General features: G+C 68.5%; 16 protein-coding genes. 4 read left to right on the forward strand and 12 right to left on the reverse strand.

What is annotated here, in order from left to right; genetic code table 11:
- Positions 1-4: 4 nt before the first annotated feature.
- The 3 genes from AC25YV_RS07040 to AC25YV_RS07050 all read right to left on the reverse strand — a co-directional run bounded on the left by AC25YV_RS07040 (position 5) and on the right by AC25YV_RS07050 (position 2,500).
- On the reverse strand, positions 5-235 hold the full coding sequence (locus AC25YV_RS07040) for an ATPase (RefSeq protein ID WP_488123128.1): 231 nt from the start codon (positions 233-235) through the stop codon (positions 5-7).
- Between the two features lie 112 nt (positions 236-347).
- Positions 348-977, reverse strand: coding sequence for a 30S ribosomal protein S4 (rpsD, locus tag AC25YV_RS07045; RefSeq protein ID WP_488123129.1), 630 nt, complete (start codon positions 975-977; stop codon positions 348-350).
- A gap of 191 nt (positions 978-1,168) precedes the next feature.
- Positions 1,169-2,500, reverse strand: a complete 1,332-nt coding sequence (locus tag AC25YV_RS07050; protein WP_488123429.1) for a replication-associated recombination protein A — start codon at positions 2,498-2,500, stop codon at positions 1,169-1,171.
- 126 nt (positions 2,501-2,626) lie between these two features.
- Between AC25YV_RS07050 and AC25YV_RS07055 the strand changes: the two genes are divergently transcribed.
- The 3 genes from AC25YV_RS07055 (at position 2,627) to AC25YV_RS07065 (ending at position 5,335) form a co-directional block, all read left to right on the forward strand.
- Positions 2,627-2,965 carry a dioxygenase gene (locus tag AC25YV_RS07055; protein WP_488123130.1) on the forward strand — a complete coding sequence of 113 codons (339 nt, stop codon included), beginning with the start codon at positions 2,627-2,629 and terminating at the stop codon, positions 2,963-2,965.
- A gap of 545 nt (positions 2,966-3,510) precedes the next feature.
- Positions 3,511-4,692: a DUF349 domain-containing protein gene (locus AC25YV_RS07060; RefSeq protein WP_488123430.1), complete on the forward strand. Its 1,182-nt coding sequence runs from the start codon at positions 3,511-3,513 to the stop codon at positions 4,690-4,692.
- A gap of 91 nt (positions 4,693-4,783) precedes the next feature.
- Positions 4,784-5,335, forward strand: a complete 552-nt coding sequence (locus AC25YV_RS07065) for a type IV toxin-antitoxin system AbiEi family antitoxin (protein WP_488123131.1) — start codon at positions 4,784-4,786, stop codon at positions 5,333-5,335.
- Here AC25YV_RS07065 and AC25YV_RS07070 read toward each other — a convergent pair.
- The 8 genes from AC25YV_RS07070 to AC25YV_RS07105 all read right to left on the reverse strand — a co-directional run bounded on the left by AC25YV_RS07070 (position 5,314) and on the right by AC25YV_RS07105 (position 14,030).
- Positions 5,314-7,563 carry a RelA/SpoT family protein gene (locus AC25YV_RS07070; RefSeq protein WP_488123132.1) on the reverse strand — a complete coding sequence of 750 codons (2,250 nt, stop codon included), beginning with the start codon at positions 7,561-7,563 and terminating at the stop codon, positions 5,314-5,316. The two genes, AC25YV_RS07065 and AC25YV_RS07070, sit on opposite strands and share 22 nt — an antisense overlap.
- Before the next feature lie 57 nt (positions 7,564-7,620).
- Entirely contained in the window at positions 7,621-8,610 is a 990-nt protein-coding gene (secF, locus tag AC25YV_RS07075; RefSeq protein WP_488123133.1) for a protein translocase subunit SecF, read from the reverse strand.
- On the reverse strand, positions 8,610-10,361 hold the full coding sequence (gene secD, locus AC25YV_RS07080; protein WP_488123134.1) for a protein translocase subunit SecD: 1,752 nt from the start codon (positions 10,359-10,361) through the stop codon (positions 8,610-8,612). Before secD ends, secF begins: the two co-directional genes overlap by 1 nt.
- A gap of 41 nt (positions 10,362-10,402) precedes the next feature.
- Positions 10,403-10,858, reverse strand: coding sequence for a preprotein translocase subunit YajC (locus tag AC25YV_RS07085; protein WP_488123135.1), 456 nt, complete (start codon positions 10,856-10,858; stop codon positions 10,403-10,405).
- 80 nt (positions 10,859-10,938) lie between these two features.
- Positions 10,939-11,967 (reverse strand): Holliday junction branch migration DNA helicase RuvB, encoded by a 1,029-nt coding sequence (gene ruvB, locus AC25YV_RS07090; protein ID WP_488123136.1) that lies wholly within the window; start codon positions 11,965-11,967, stop codon positions 10,939-10,941.
- A complete protein-coding gene (gene ruvA / locus AC25YV_RS07095) occupies positions 11,960-12,583 on the reverse strand; it encodes a Holliday junction branch migration protein RuvA (protein WP_488123137.1) in 624 nt (207 codons plus the stop codon). The genes ruvB and ruvA overlap by 8 nt, the downstream gene beginning before the upstream one ends.
- A gap of 45 nt (positions 12,584-12,628) precedes the next feature.
- The gene (gene ruvC / locus AC25YV_RS07100; protein WP_488123138.1) at positions 12,629-13,204 is read right to left on the reverse strand and encodes a crossover junction endodeoxyribonuclease RuvC; all 576 of its coding nucleotides are present in this window, start codon (positions 13,202-13,204) and stop codon (positions 12,629-12,631) included.
- Between the two features lie 67 nt (positions 13,205-13,271).
- On the reverse strand, positions 13,272-14,030 hold the full coding sequence (locus tag AC25YV_RS07105) for a YebC/PmpR family DNA-binding transcriptional regulator (RefSeq protein ID WP_488123139.1): 759 nt from the start codon (positions 14,028-14,030) through the stop codon (positions 13,272-13,274).
- Positions 14,031-14,087: 57 nt separating this feature from the next.
- Between AC25YV_RS07105 and AC25YV_RS07110 the strand changes: the two genes are divergently transcribed.
- Positions 14,088-15,470: a pyridoxal phosphate-dependent decarboxylase family protein gene (locus tag AC25YV_RS07110; RefSeq protein ID WP_488123140.1), complete on the forward strand. Its 1,383-nt coding sequence runs from the start codon at positions 14,088-14,090 to the stop codon at positions 15,468-15,470.
- A 3-nt stretch (positions 15,471-15,473) separates the two neighbouring features.
- On the opposite strand, the gene pdxT is transcribed toward AC25YV_RS07110, so the two are convergent.
- Positions 15,474-16,055 (reverse strand): pyridoxal 5'-phosphate synthase glutaminase subunit PdxT, encoded by a 582-nt coding sequence (gene pdxT, locus AC25YV_RS07115; RefSeq protein ID WP_488123141.1) that lies wholly within the window; start codon positions 16,053-16,055, stop codon positions 15,474-15,476.

The raw sequence follows: 16,055 nt of genomic DNA on the forward strand, positions 1-16,055 counted from the left end.
GTGGTCAGTCGGAGGTCGAACGAGCGGAGTCTGCGACAGCCGATGCGGTGTCGGAGACGAGTTCCGCTATCCGCGATTCCTGATCGCGGTAGGCATCGCCCATGCGATCGGTGAATTCGGTGATGCGCGTATCGACCTCGGCGAGCAGTTCTTGGCCACGCGGGTCTTTGTTGACGAGGTGCGCGGCGATGAAGCCGCTCACGATGCCGAGCAGAAACCACAGCAGGTTCTTCATGTGACCATTCTCTCGCGAACGCCGCGAGTCGCGGCTGGGTCCATCGTAGGCGGAAACGACGAAGGGCGCCGGGATTCCCCGGCGCCCTTCGTGCGGTACTGACGACGTGACGTCAGCGCGCGGCGTAGTACTCGACGACGAGCTGGACGTCACAGACGACGGGCACCTCGGCGCGCTTGGGGCGACGCTCGAGACGGGCCTGCAGCTTGTCGAGGTCGACCTGGAGGTACGGCGGCACGGGAGGAAGGACCTCGGCGTGTCCACCGGCGGCGGCGACCTGGAACGGCTCGAGCGCCTCGCTCTTCGGCTTGACGTGGATGAGCTGACCCGGCTTCACGCGGAACGACGGGCGGTCGACGAGCTGGCCGTCGACGAGAATGTGGCGGTGCACGACGAGCTGGCGAGCCTGTGCCATGGTGCGGGCGAAGCCAGCACGCACGACGAGCGCGTCCAGACGCATCTCGAGCTGCTCGACGAGGTTCTCACCCGTCAGGCCGTCCTTGCGGCGGGCCTCTTCGAACTGGATGCGCAGCTGCGCTTCGCGGATGTTGTACTGCTCGCGCAGACGCTGCTTCTCGCGAAGACGAACGGCGTAGTCGCTGTCCTGCTTGCGCTTGGTGCGGCCGTGCTCTCCCGGAGCGTACGGACGCTTCTCGAGGTACTTGGCGGCCTTGGGGGTCAGCGCGATGCCGAGAGCGCGCGAGAGGCGGACCTTGCGGCGGTCCTGGGCTTTCGAAGCCATGATTGCCTTCCGAAGACGTGGCCGTGTCTTTCACGGCTCACGGACGTATCTCCCGCTCCTCGCCCTGGCGATGTGCACGTCGGGGCACACCGGAAGGTCGGTCAAGAGGGTGGGGATGCCCGAAAACTCGGTTTCAAGCCGGTCAAGTCTACCAGCCCGGCGACGCGGCGGTTGCGCCGCTCATTCCGGAGTCACTCCCCGTCGAGGATCCGGCGGATCTTCTCGAGACGCGCCTGCAGATCGCGCTCGGCGCCGAGCGCCTTCGGCTCGTAGTAACGGCGCCCGCGGAGCTCGTCGGGCAGATACTGCTGCGCCACGATGCCGATCTCGGCGGCGTGCGGGTATCGATACCCCTTGCCGTGCCCGAGACGCTTCGCGCCGGGATAGTGCGCGTCGCGCAGATGGGCCGGTACACGTCCGAATCCGCCCGCGCGGACATCGGCGATCGCCTTGTCGATGGCGCTGTACGCGGCGTTGGATTTCGCCGTCGTCGCGAGATACGCCGTCGCCTCGGCCAGCGGGATGCGCCCCTCGGGCATGCCGATGAACTGAACGGCGTCGGCGGCGGCGACCGCGAGCGGCAGCGCGTGCGGGTCGGCCAGCCCGATGTCTTCTGCCGCCGAGATGATGAGGCGGCGTGCGATGAAGCGCGGGTCTTCGCCCGCTTCGATCATGCGCGCGAGATAGTGCAGCGACGCGTCGACGTCGGAGCCGCGGATCGACTTGATGAACGCGCTGATGACGTCGTAGTGCTCGTCACCCTGCCGGTCGTAGCGCAGCAGGGCGCGATCGACGGCCTGCGAGATGTGGTCGGGTGTGATGGTCGGAGCGTCGGCGTCGCTGTTCGTCTCGATCGCGAGGGATGCCGCGGCCTCGAGCGTCGTGAGAGCCCGGCGGGCGTCGCCCGACGCGAGGCGCACGATCGCGTCGCGGGCTTCATCGGGCAGTGTGACCGCACCGTGGAGGCCCCGAGGGTCGGTCGTTGCCCGGGTCAGCAGCATCCGCAGATCATCGTCGGTGAGAGGGCGCAGCGTCAGCAGGAGCGAGCGCGACAGCAGCGGCGAGATCACCGAGAAGGAGGGATTCTCGGTCGTCGCGGCGATCAGCACGACCCAGCCGTTCTCGACGCCCGGCAGCAGTGCGTCCTGCTGGGCCTTCGTGAAGCGGTGGATCTCGTCGAGGAACAGGATCGTCGAGTTGCCGTAAAGATCGCGCTGCGTCAGTGCGTCCTGCATGACCTCACGCACGTCTTTCACGCCGGCGGTGACCGCGGAGAGTTCGACGAAGCGCCGCCCCGACGACCGGGCGATCGCCTGCGCGAGCGTCGTCTTTCCGGTGCCGGGCGGGCCCCACAGGATCACCGACGTCGCAGCGCGCGTCGACGCCTCGGAATCGGCGAGGGTGACCAGGGGCGAGCCGGGCGCGAGGAGATGTCCTTGACCGGCGACCTCATCGAGCGAGGTCGGTCGCATCCTCACCGCGAGGGGCGTCTGACCCTGAAAGAGCGCGGTCGGAGGGGGCACAGTCACCTGTCCAGGCTAATCGCGTCGACCGACATGGGGCCTGTTCGTCGCACACGTCTTTTGCCGTGGGCCTGCGTTCTGAATAGGATCGTCCCGGCCCGGGGCTCACCCGGAAAAGGAGGTCCCGTGTCCAGCGTGGGAAAGGACCGTGGTGCGCGTGAAACGCGCGAACGGTCGCGGGTGTACCAGGCGCGTCAGGCGTTTCATGAGAGTCAGACCCGTCGCCGCACACGCGACAATCTGATCGCCGGCATCGGCGGCGGACTCGCCATCGTCGCGATCGTCGTCGTACAGACTCTCTACTTCACCGTCGGGCCGGGTGTGCCGGTGCCTGAGCCCGAGCCGACGTCGATCACGACGCCGCCGGCGCTGCCGACGCTGCCCGACCCGGTCGGATCCGAGACCCCCGTTCCCGAGCCCGTCGACACGGAGCTTCCCGAGCCCGAGCCGACCTCCACACCCTGACCCGAGAACACCGCTGTCGAGACGTCGTGCGATGAAGCTCGCGTACTAGGCTTGACGCGTCCATCCCCCACAGGCGGCGAGGCCGCGATGAGGTGCAACCCGTGACTGCCGACGCAGAGCCCACTCCCCTGTCCCCCGAAGACGACACGACGCCGGTCCCCGGCGCCGAGGCGACTCCGACCTCCGACGTCGAGGCGGCACCGCCCGCTGACGCCGAGCCCGCTGCGGAGCCGGAAGCCGAGGCGGCACCCGCCGCTGACGCCGAGCCCGCTGCGGAGTCGGAAGCCGAGGCGGCACCCGCCGCTGACACCGAGGCACCTGCGGAGCCGGAAGCCGAGGCGGCACCCGCCGCTGACGCCGAGGCACCTGCGGAGCCCGCCGGTGAGGCCGCGACACCCGCCCCGTCGCCCATCCCCACGCCGCGCCCGCGCGCTGTGCCGGCGCCGCCGGCCGCTGCGGCGCCCGCCAAGCCCCTTGCAGACGCAGAGGCGTCCGCTGCGGGCGGCGAGCCCTGGGGGCGCGTCGACGACGACGGCACGGTCTCGGTGCGAGAAGCCGCGGGATGGCGCATCGTCGGTCAGTACCCCGACGGCACCCCCGCCGAAGCTCTCGCATACTTCGAGCGCAAGTACACAGATCTCGCGGGCGAGGTGTCGCTGCTCGAAGCACGCCACCGCCGGGGCGGGGCTTCGGCCTCCGACCTGCGTTCGGCCGCCCGCGCTCTGCTCGCCCGCACCACAGACGCCGCGGCCGTCGGCGACCTCGCCGGTCTCGCAGCACGCCTCGGCGCGCTCACCGAGGCTCTCTCGGAGGCATCCGCGACGGAAGCCGCCGCTGCACGTCAGGCTGTCGATGAGGCCGTACGCGCCCGCACGACCCTGGTCGAGCAGGCCGAGACGCTCGCGGCCCGCGACCCCAAGACGGTGCAGTGGAAGCAGGCATCGGCTGACATGGCCGATCTGTTCGAGCAGTGGCAGTCGCAGCAGCAGAACGCCCCGCGTCTGCCGAAGTCGACCGCGCAGCAGCTGTGGAAGCGTTTCCGCGACGCGCGTTCGACGGTCGACAAGCACCGCCGCGAGTTCTATGCGCAGCTCGACGACTCCCACAAAGAGGTGCGCGAGCGCAAGACGAAGCTCATCGAGCGCGCCGAGGCCCTGGCGCCCAAGGGTGAGGACGGCATCGCGGCGTATCGCGAGCTGCTCGACCAGTGGAAGACTGCCGGCCGTGCGGGCAAGAAGGCCGACGACGCCCTGTGGGCACGCTTCAAGGCCGCCGGAGACGCGCTCTACTCGGCGCGAGGCGAGCGCGAAGCCGCCGACATCGAAGCATCGCGCGAGAAGATCGAGGCGAAGCGCGAACTGCTCGTCGAAGCCAAGACGATCGCCGATGAGCCCGACATCGCGAAGGCCCGCGCGGCGCTCACGAGCATCCAGCGGCGGTGGGACGACATCGGGCGCGTGTTCCCCCGCGACACTGAGCGTGGCCTCGATGACGACCTGCGCAAGATCGAGCAGGCCCTGCGCACGCGCGAAGAGGCCGACTGGAAGCGCAACAACCCCGAGACCAAGGCGCGCGCGAACGACATGACGCGTCAGCTCACGGACGCGATCGAGAAGCTCGAGCAGGAGCTCGACGCCGCGAACGTGTCGGGCGACAAGCGTGCGATCGCGAAGGCGACCGAAGCGCTCGAAGCGCGTCGCGGCTGGCTCAAGGCACTCGGCGGCTGAGCGAACCTCCCGCACCTCCAGATCGGCCCGGTTGTCCACAACCGGGCCGATCTGCGTCAGGACCGGCGTCTGGGTCAGACACACTTCCGTCATGAGCTCGCCGTTTCTGTACTTCCCCGGCGGCCGGCTGTCCGAGGCCGAGCTGTCTGCCGCGAGGCTCGATGGGCACGTCGTCGAACTCGGTGACGCGTTCATCCCGGCGGATGCCGTCGAGACTGCGGCCCTGCGGGCGGGATCCCTGCGCGGCATCCTCGGTGAGACGCTCGCGGCGACCCACCTCACGGCCGCCTGGGTGCACGGCGTGATCACCGCGCCACCCGCCCGGCACACGGTCCAGCGCGCGACCCGTCGACGGCTGCACGCCGTCATCGACGTGCGACTCCTCTATCGCGACCCCGCCGTAGCGGCAGAAGATCTGCAGCTGATCGGCGGCGTCTGGGTCACGACGCCGGGGCGCACGCTCGCCGACCTCGTACGCGTCGATGACGACGCCCACGCAGCGGCTGCCCGGGCACTCGCCGGCGACAGGCCTGAAGCCGTCCACGAGGCGGACACGTGGCTCGCGCAGCACGCGGGGGTGCCGCACAAGAAGGTCGGGCGAGAGCGCCTGCGCGCGCTCGGTCAGGACGACGTGACGCGGTAGACGTCATAGACCGCATCCACGCGGCGCACCGCATTGAGGACCCGGTCGAGGTGGACGATGTCCCCCATCTCGAAGACGAACCTGCTGATCGCGAGGCGGTTGTTCGAGGTGGTGACGGTCGCCGACAGGATGTTGACGTGATGCTCGCTGAGAACACGGGTGACATCGCTGAGCAGGCCCGCGCGGTCGAGGGCCTCGACCTGGATCTGCACGAGGAAGACGCTCTTCGACGTCGGGGCCCACTCGACATCGATGAGGCGCTCGGCGTCCTGTGTGAGCGAGGCGACGTTGGTGCAGTCGGCGCGGTGCACGGAGACGCCGCTTCCCCGCGTCACGAATCCCATGATCTCGTCGCCGGGCACCGGCGTGCAGCACTTGGCGAGCTTGACGAGGATGTCGGGTGCGCCGCGAACGAGGATGCCGGAGTCGCCGCCGCGCGGCGCGCGGGCGCGCCCGAGCTGCGGCAGATCGATGGGGCCAGTCGCGGTGTCGTTGACGTTGATGAGCGCCGTGACCTTCTCGATCACCGACTGCGTCGAGACGTGGCCTTCGCCGACGGCGGCGTACAGCGCCGAGACGTCTTCGTAGCGCAGCTGCTGCGCAACCTCGGTGAACGAATCCTGGCTCATCAGGCGCTGCAACGGCAGGTTCTGCCGGCGCATCGCGCGCGCAATGGATTCCTTGCCCTGCTCGATCGCTTCCTCGCGCCGCTCCTTCGTGAACCATCCGCGGATCTTGCTGCGCGCCCGCGTGCTCGTGACGAAGCCGAGCCAGTCCTGACTGGGGCCCGCGTCGGGGTTCTTCGACGTGAACGCCTCGACGACGTCGCCGCTCTTCAGCGTCGTCTCGAGGGGAACGAGCCGCCCGTTCACCTTGGCGCCCATCGTGCGGTGACCGATCTCGGTGTGCACGGCGTAGGCAAAGTCGACGGGAGTCGCGCCGGCGGGGAGTCCGATCACCCGACCCTTGGGGGTGAAGACGTACACCTCTTTCGCGCCGATCTCGAACCGCAGCGAATCGAGGATCTCACCGGGGTCGGCGGTCTCGGCCTGCCAGTCCGAGATGTGCGCGAGCCAAGCCATGTCGGTGTCGAGCGACTTGGCATCAGCCTTGCCGCCGTTCATCCGCTCCTTGTACTTCCAGTGCGCGGCGACGCCGAACTCGGCTTGCTGGTGCATCTCGTTCGTGCGGATCTGGATCTCGACCGTGCGCCCGCCGGGGCCGATGACCGTCGTGTGCAGCGATTGGTAGAGGTTGAACTTCGGCGTGGCGATGTAGTCCTTGAACCGGCCAGGCAGCGGCGTCCACCGTGCGTGGATGGAACCGAGCACGGCGTAGCAGTCGCGCACACTGCCGACGAGGATCCGGATGCCGATGAGGTCGTAGATGTCGTCGAACTCGCGACCGCGGACGATCATCTTCTGGTACACCGAGTACAGCTGCTTGGGGCGGCCCATGACGCGGCCGCGGATGCGCAGATCTCGCAGATCTGCGTCGACGGCGTCGATCACGTTCTGCACGTACTGTTCGCGCTGCGGGGTGCGCTGGCGCACGAGAGAGTCGATCTCGGCGTAGATCTTCGGGTGCAGGACGGCGAAAGACAGGTCCTCGAGCTCGGATTTGATCGTCTGGATGCCGAGGCGGTGCGCGAGCGGCGCGTAGATCTCGAGCGTCTCCGTCGCCTTCTTGGCAGCCTTATGGGTCGGCACGAACCCCCACGTCCGGGCGTTGTGAAGTCGGTCGGCCAGCTTGATGAGCAGGACGCGGATGTCCTTGGACATCGCGACGATCATCTTGCGTACGGTCTCGGCCTGCGCGCTGTCGCCGTACTTGACCTTGTCGAGCTTCGTGACGCCGTCCACGAGCATCGCGACCTCGTCGCCGAACTCGGCCGCGAGGGTGTCCAGCGCGTAGCCGGTGTCCTCGACGGTGTCGTGCAGCAGTGCGGCCGCGATCGCCTTCGGGCCGAGGCCCATGTCGGCCAGGATCTGCGCGACGGCGAGCGGGTGGGTGATGTACGGCTCACCGCTCTGGCGCTTCTGGTCGCGGTGCGCGTCGGCAGCGACCCCGTAGGCCCGCTCGATGATCGAGAGGTCACCCTTGGGGTGGTTCGTCCGCACCGTGCGCAGAAGCTTCTCGACGTCGTCGCGTCGGGCGGCCCGCGAGAAGATGCGCGGGACGAGTCGGCGCAGCGACGACGGGTGGGCAGGAGGGAGCGTCTCCGCCATGCGATCGACCTCCCTCCCCCGACCTGCCATCTTAAGCCCGCGGAACGGGCGAAAGGGTCAGGCGGGGACGCCCGCCAGTTCACGCGCCGCCAGAACACGCTCGTCGCGTGCCGCGATCGCCGGCTCTTTCTCGCGCATCAGCGAGTAGAGAGGCGAGGCGACGAAGATCGTCGAGTAAGCCGCGACGATGGTTCCGACGAAGATCGACAGCGAGATATCCGTGAGGGTCTGCGCGCCGAGCCAGAGCGAGCCGATGAACAGGATCGCGCCGGTCGGCAGAATCGCGACGACGGTCGTGTTGATCGAGCGCACCAAGGTCTGGTTCACCGCGAGGTTGACCGATTCGCCGAATGTTCGGCCGGACACTTCCCCGTCTTCGTTCGTATTCTCCTTGATCTTGTCGAACACCACGGCGGTGTCGTACAGCGCATAGGAGAGGATCGTCAGGAAGCCGATGACGGCGGCGGGCGAGATCTCGAAGCCGAAGGCCGCGTAGATGCCGACCGTGACGACGAGCACATCGAGGACGCCGATGATCGCGGCGACCGACATCTTCCACGTACGGAAGTACAGCGCGAGGATGATGAAGGTCAGGGCGAGGAAGATCGCGAGTCCCCACAGCGACTGACGGGTCACATCGGCACCCCAGGTGGGGCCGATGAAGGACGCCGTCACTTCACTCTCGGGAACGTCGAACTCGTCGGCCAGAGCAACGGTGACGGCGCGGGTCTCCGCCTCGGTCATCTGGTCGGTCTGCACGCGCACGGCGGTGTCGCCGATCGTCGTGACCTTGGTCGTTGCGCCGGGCACCACCGTGTGCACGGCATCGGTTGCCAGCGACTGCTCAGGACTGGACAGCCCCGACACGGTGAACTGCGATCCACCCGTGAACTCGATCGAGAACTGCACGGGCCGGATGAACGGCACGAGGACCGATCCGATCACGAGCACAGCCGCGATGATGAACCACAGCTTGCGCCGCCCGACGAACGGGAAGGATGTCTTGCCGGTGTAGAGGTCGTTGCCGAGCTCGCTCATGCTGCGCATCAGTCGCCTGCTTCCTTGACGTTCGGGCCGGGTTTCGAGGCGTCGCGGGAAGCGAGTTCGGCGGCTTGTCGGCGTTCTGCGATGGTTTGGCGGCGCACGGCTTCGGACCGGGATTTGACCGCCCGCCTGCCCGCAGGTGTCTTGCTCGTCGCGGAGACCGGGGCACGGAATTGCGCGCGTCCGCGGTAGACCGCACCGAGAGCCGCGGGGTCCATGCCCGACAGCGGGTGACCTTCGCCGAAGAACTTCGTCCTCGCCAGCAGCTGCATGACGGGGTGTGTGAAGAGGATGAAGATGAAGACGTCGATGATGGTCGTGAGGCCCAGCGTGAACGCGAAGCCCTTCACGGTCGCGTCGGCGAGGATGTACAGCACGACAGCGGCGAGGATGTTGATCGACTTCGAGATGTAGATCGTGCGCTTCGCGCGCGACCAGCCGTCCTCGACTGCGCCCGTGATCGACTTCCCGTCTCGCAGCTCATCTCGTATTCGCTCGAAGTAGATGATGAACGAGTCCGCCGTGAAGCCGATCGACACGATCACACCCGCGACGCCGGCCAGCGACAGGCGGAAGCCCATGCGCCACGCCAGGATGCAGAGCATCACGTAGGTCAGGACACCCATGACGAGCAGGGAGGCGATGATCACGGTGCCGAGCGCCCGGTAGACGATGAGCGAGTACAGCGCCACCAGGATGAGGCCGATGAGACCCGTGATGAGCCCGATCTCGAGCTGCTGCGAACCGAGCGTCGCCGAGATCGTGTTCGAGCTGACGACCTCGAAGCTGAGCGGCAGCGCGCCGTACTTGAGCTGGTCGGCGAGCGTCTTGGCCGTTTCCTGCGTGAAGCTGCCCGTGATGCTGGGCTTGCCGTCCATGATGACGCCGTTCATCGACGGCGCCGACAGGATGTAGCCGTCGAGCACGAACGCGAACTGGTCCTGCGGCGGCTGCGCACCGTAGAGGCGCTGGCTGATCTCGCCGAAGGTCTTGGTGCCCTCGCGGTTGAAGACGAGGTTGACCGCCCAGCGGCCGTCGGTCTGCTGCAGGCCGAACGTCGCATCCGAGATCGACGAGCCGTCGAGCTCGACCGGACCGAGGAGGTACTTCGCAGACCCGGACGGGTCGCACGTGATGAGCGGCTCGTCCTTGGGGGCGTTGGCCGGGTCGTTCGTCGGGTTCGCGCAGTCGTAGGCCATGAACTCGGCCTCGAGCTTGGGCGTGATCCAGTTCGTGTCGCTGCCGTTGGTCGGCTCGACCGTGGGCGTCGCTCCGAGCGTCGGGTCCGGGGTCGGGTACGGCGTCGATTCGCCGTCTTCTCCGACGAACGTGTTCGCGGGGGCGCCCGCTACGAGCACGGCGCGCAGCTGGAGCTGCGCGGACGCCTCGATGCGTGCACGTGTCTCGTCATCGGCCTCGCCCGGGATCTGGACGACGATCTGGTTGCCGGCTTGTGTGCCGACCTCGGCCTCGCCGACGCCGGAAGCGTCGACGCGCTGGCGGATGATCGTGACCGCCTGGTTCATCTGCTCTTCGGTGGGCGCGGAGCCGTCAGGCGTCTGTGCCTGCAGGACGATCTGCGTTCCCCCCTGAAGGTCGAGCGCCAGGTCGGGGCTCCAGGAGCTCTGACCCTTGCCGTCTTCGTCAGTGAAGACGTAAACGCCCAGTGCATTGATGCCGAATAGGACGGCTGTCGTCACGACGAGCGCGATGAGCGCGCGCCAGGCGTGCCGGACAGGGGTGGATGTCGCCACGGTTATTCGCTTCTCTCGGGGGGATGGCCGCGAAGGGCCGGTCAGGCCTCGGGCTTTTTGTCTTCGTTGCCCGGCTGCGACTCGTCGCTGGCCCTGCGGGCGCGGTCGTCGCTGATCGAGGAGATGTCTCCATCGGCGACGGCCGCCTCGTACTCGGCCTCGGACTCCTCAGCTTCGATGAAGTCGTCTTCCGTGACGAATCCCTCGGTCGGGTTCACGACGCGAAGGATCGCCTGGCTGTGCACCTTGATGTCGACGCCGGGAGCGATCGACACGATCGCCGGCTGGTCGAGGTTCTCGCCGTCGTATTCGACGACGGTTCCGTACAGGCCGCCTTGCAGCAGCACCTCGGCGCCGGGAACGGTCTGGCGGGCCTTTTCTTCCTGCTCCGACTTCTGCTTCTGCATGCGGCGGCGCGAGCTCCAGAACATGAAGACGAGCAGCAGGATGAGCAGCACGATGAGGCCGTACTGCTGGAAGAAGAGACCGAATTCCATGGGGCGGGGTGCCTTTCGGGTCAGGCGTGCGCCACGGCGCCGATGCCTTGCAGGGGATGTAGGCGAGAAGCCTTCAGTGATTATAGGTCATTGAAGCCGAGGACCGCGGAGTCGCGTGGCGTGCCGAGGTGGTTATAGGCGGCGGGCGTCGCGACGCGGCCGCGCGGAGTGCGTCCCATGAAGCCGATCCGGACGAGATACGGCTCGACGACGGACTCGATGGTGTCCGGCTCTTCGCCGACGGCGACAGCCAGGGTGCTGAGGCCCACGGGCCCGCCTCCGAACCGGCCTACGAGCGCGTCGAGGACCGCGCGGTCGAGGCGATCCAGCCCCAGAGCGTCGACGTCGTAGAGGTCGAGCGCAGCGTCGACGGTCGCGGCATCCGCGGCGGCGCCGTCGCCGTGGACCACCGTGTAGTCCCGCACACGGCGCAGCAGACGGTTGGCGATACGCGGTGTTCCGCGCGAGCGGCGGGCGATCTCGGCGCGCGGGGTCGCGGGCAGCTGGATGCCGAGCATCGGCGCCGAGCGCTCGAGTACCCGCTCCAGTTCGTGGGGTTCGTAGAACTCCAGGTGCGCCGTGAAGCCGAATCGGTCGCGCAGGGGGTTGGGAAGGAGACCCGATCGCGTCGTCGCGCCGACGAGCGTGAAGGGTGCGAGATCGAGAGGGATGCTGGTGGCGCCGGCGCCCTTGCCCACCATGATGTCGATGCGGAAGTCCTCCATCGCGAGGTACAGCATCTCTTCGGCCGAACGCGCCATGCGGTGGATCTCGTCGATGAAGAGGACTTCGCCGGGAGTCAGGCTCGACAGGAGCGCCGCGAGATCGCCCGCGTGCTGGATCGCCGGTCCGCTCGACAGACGCAGGGGCCGTGCGCTCTCGTGGGCGACGATCATGGCGAGCGTCGTCTTGCCCAGCCCGGGCGGACCCGACAGCAGGATGTGGTCAGCGGGTCGCTGCTGCATGCGCGCCGCGTCGAGCAGCAGCTGAAGCTGACCGCGCACCTTCTGCTGGCCGACGAACTCCGCAAGGGACGCCGGGCGAAGGGCGCCCTCGATCGCGAGCTCGCCCTCGTCTACGGGCTCATCGGTGTCTCTCAGATCATCCACCGACGGGCTCCTTCCGTGCCGGGCCCAGGGCCGCGAGCGTGAGCCTCAGCAGAATCGGCACCGACGCGCGGTCGGTGTCACTCGCTGATTCGGCGACGGTCGCGACCGACTCGGTCGCGACGCGCTCCGACCATCCCAGGCCGACGAGGGCCTGGACGACCTGCGTGGGGATGCCCGCATCGGCGACGGCGCCCGTCGACGGGCGTGTGGCCGCGAGGGCATCGATCTTGCCGGCCAGTTGCACGACCATGAGCTTGGCGGTCTTGGGGCCGATGCCCGACACCCGTCGGAACGGCGCGTCGTCCTCGACGGCGACCGCATCCGCGATCTGCCCGACGGTCAGCGTCGACAGCACGCCGAGCGCGGACTTCGGGCCGACGCCCGTCACGCCCAGCAGCAGTCCGAAGACGGCGAGGTCTTCGCGCGTCTCGAAGCCGAAGAGCGACAGGGCGTCTTCGCGCACGATGAGCGTCGTGTGCAGCATGATCTCGGCACCGACCGCCGTGCTGCGCGCGATCTGAGGTGTCACGGCGACTGCGAAGCCGACTCCCCCGACCTCGACCACGACGGCATCGGTGTCGACGTGCACAGCGGTGCCGCGGAGCGAGGAGATCATGAGCCGAGCCTATGTGCGGATTCGGATCTATGTTCGACCGACACGCTATCGGCGGCTGACACGCTCGGCGTCTGCCCACGCGCGCTGCGCGGGGGTGAGCGGCGCCGACGTGCCCGAGACAGGTCCACCGCGCCACGCGTGGCAGAGGGCGAGCGCGAGGGCGTCGGCGGCGTCGGCGGGCTTGGGCAGCTCGTCGAGCCGGAGGATGCGGGCCACCATCGTCTGCACCTGACGCTTGTCGGCGCTGCCGTAGCCGGTGATGGCGGCCTTCACTTCGCTCGGAGTGTGTGTCGCGGCGGGCAGTCCGCGCTCCCCCGCGACCAGCAGGGCGATGCCGCTCGCCTGAGCCGTTCCCATGACGGTGTGCAGGTTCTGCTGCGCGAACACGCGCTCCACCGCGATGACAGCCGGGGAATGCCGATCGACGACGGCGCGGATGCCGGCGGCGATCGCCGCGAGCCTCGTCTCGATCGGGTCTGTGGGCGCTGAGCGCACGACTCCGACGTGCACGAGCGTGGCCGAGCGGTCGCGCGCGACGTCGACGACGCCGATACCGCACCGCGTGAGACCGGGATCGATCCCGAGGACTCGCAGTACGCCACGCGCAGAGGAAGAGGTCACCGCTCCACGCTAAGCGAGCGCGCGACCCGCACCACCGAGGCGCGCCCGGGTGGTGGCATCCGTCGGATCAGTCGTCGGATTCGAGCTCGGCCTGCACCTCGGGGCTCAGGTCGAAGTTGCTGAAGACGTTCTGCACGTCGTCGCTGTCTTCGAGTGCGTCGATCACTCGGAACACCTTGCGTGCCGTGTCGGCGTCGATCTCGACCTTGAGGTTGGGAACGAACTCGATGTCGGCCGACTCGTAGTCGATACCGGCGTCCTGAAGCGCCGTGCGGACCGTCACGAGGTCGGTCGGCTCGGTGACGACCTGGAACCCCTGCGGGTGCGGTTCGACCTCTTCGGCCCCCGCGTCGAGCACGGCGAGCATGACGTCGTCTTCGGACACGCCTTCACCGGACACGACGATGACGCCCTTGCGCGTGAAGTTGTACGCGACGCTGCCGGGATCGGCCAGGTTGCCGCCGTTGCGGCTCAGCGCCGTGCGCACCTCGGCGGCGGCGCGGTTCTTGTTGTCGGTCAGACACTCGATCATGAGCGCCACGCCGTTGGGCCCGTAGCCCTCGTACATGATCGACAGGTACTCGATGGACTCGCCGCCGATACCCGCACCGCGCTTGATGGCGCGGTCGATGTTGTCGTTGGGGACAGAGGTCTTCTTCGCCTTCTGTACCGCGTCGTACAGCGTCGGGTTGCCTGCGAGGTCAGCGCCGCCGAGCTTGGCGGCGACCTCGATGTTCTTGATGAGCTTGGCGAACGACTTGGCACGACGGGCGTCGATGACGGCCTTCTTGTGTTTGGTCGTCGCCCACTTGGAGTGGCCGGACATGCAGATGATTCTACGGGTCCCGTTGCCCGCGACTCGAAGCGGGAGGACACTCGAGGCATGGACGACCGGGCGCGCGCCCTCGAGGCGGCTCATGAAGCGGCATCCCGATTCCTCGACTCGCTCGATGAGCGGCCCGTGTGGCCGCGCGCGAGTCTCGACGACATGCTCGCCGTCTTCGGCGGCGCGCTGACGGATGAGGGTCAGGATGCCGCCGAACTCGTGACCGACCTCGCCGAGCGGGCCGACCCCGGACTCGTCGCGATTCCGGGGGGCCGATTCTTCGGCTTCGTGATCGGCGGAACCCTCCCCGCCGCCTTGGCGACCGACTGGCTCGTCTCGGCGTGGGACCAGAACGCCGGCTCGAGCACGATGACGACCGCGACCGTCGCGCTCGAGCGCATCGCGGGGCGTTGGATGTGCGAGCTGTTCAGGCTGCCCGTCGATGCGGCCGTCGGATTCGTCACAGGCGCGCAAGTGTCGAACTTCGTCTGCCTCGCCACCGCTCAGCACGCCGTTTTGCGCCGGGCCGGGTGGGATCTCACGCGTCAAGGGCTGCGCGGCGCGCCAGAGGTCCGGCTCATCGTGGGCGAACAGCGGCACGGCTCCGTCGACCGCGCTGCACGCTTCTGCGGCATCGGAGCCGATGAGCTCGTCGTGGTGCCCGCCGACCGTGAGGGGCGGATGCTGCCCGACGGGCTGTCCACGGCGCTGCAGGATGCGCGCGGCATCCCGACGATCGTGTGCCTGCAGGCGGGTGAAGTGCACACGGGGGCGTTCGACCCCTTCGCGCAGCTCGTTCCGCTCGCCCGAGCGCATGACGCGTGGGTGCACATCGATGGCGCGTTCGGCCTGTGGGCGGCTGCCTCGCCCTCCCTGCGCTCACTCACCGATGGCGTCGAAGGCGCCGACTCGTGGACGAGCGACGCACACAAGACGCTCAACGTGCCGTACGACTGCGGCATGGCGATCATCCGCGACCCCGCCGATGCGATCGCGCTGTTCCGCACGGGCGGCGACTACCTGATGTACACGAGCCTTGACCCGTGGGACGTGAATCCCGAGCTGTCGCGCCGCGCGCGCGGCGTGCCGGCGTGGGCGGCGCTGCGCAGTCTCGGTCGCCGCGGCGTCGCCGACCTCGTCGATCGGCTGCACCGCAACGCGGTGCGCCTCGAGACGGGTCTGCGACGGATGCCGCGGGTCACCGTCGTCAACGAGGTGGCGTACACCCAAGTGATGTTCCACCTCGAGCACGACGAGGCGACGCGCCGGTTGGGTGCCGCGATCCTCGCCGACGGGACGGCGGCGCTCACCGGTGCCGAGTGGGACGACCGCGCGACGCTGCGCTGCTCGATGTCGTCGTGGGCGACGACCGACGACGACATCGACAGGACGCTCGCGGCGATCGAGCGCCTCATCGAGACGGTGCCGACCGCGGCGTGAGCGTCACGCCGCTCGCACGTGTCCGAGGAAGCGCTCGTGGAAGCGGGAGTCGCCGTTCACCTCCGGGTGGAACGATGTGCCGAGCAACGCGCCCTGCTCGACGGCGACGACTCCCCCGTCGGGCAATGATGCGAGCGCGCGCACGTTCTCGCCGACATCGATCACGAGCGGTGCCCGGATGAACGTCGCGTGCACGGGCGGGCCCGTGAACCCGTCGACGGCGAGTGCGGTCTCGAACGAGTCGATCTGACTGCCGAAGGCGTTGCGGGCCACGGTGATATCGAGCCCGCCGAGGGACTGCTGACCGTCGATCGCACCCGTGATGCGGTCGGCGAGCATGATCAGGCCCGCGCACGTGCCGTACACGGGCATGCCGCCCGCGATCGCTTCGCGGAGGGGTTCGCGCAGGCCGAACGCGCGGGCGAGCTTGTCCATGACGCTGGACTCGCCGCCGGGGATCACGAGCCCGCGCACCCCGGCGAGTTCGTCGCGCCGGCGCACGCGGACGACCTCGGCGCCGAGCCCCTCCAGCACGCCGACGTGCTCGCGCACATCTCCCTGCAGCGCGAGCACCCCGACCTTCAT

It is taken from the genome of Microbacterium sp. Y832, from assembly GCF_057669765.1.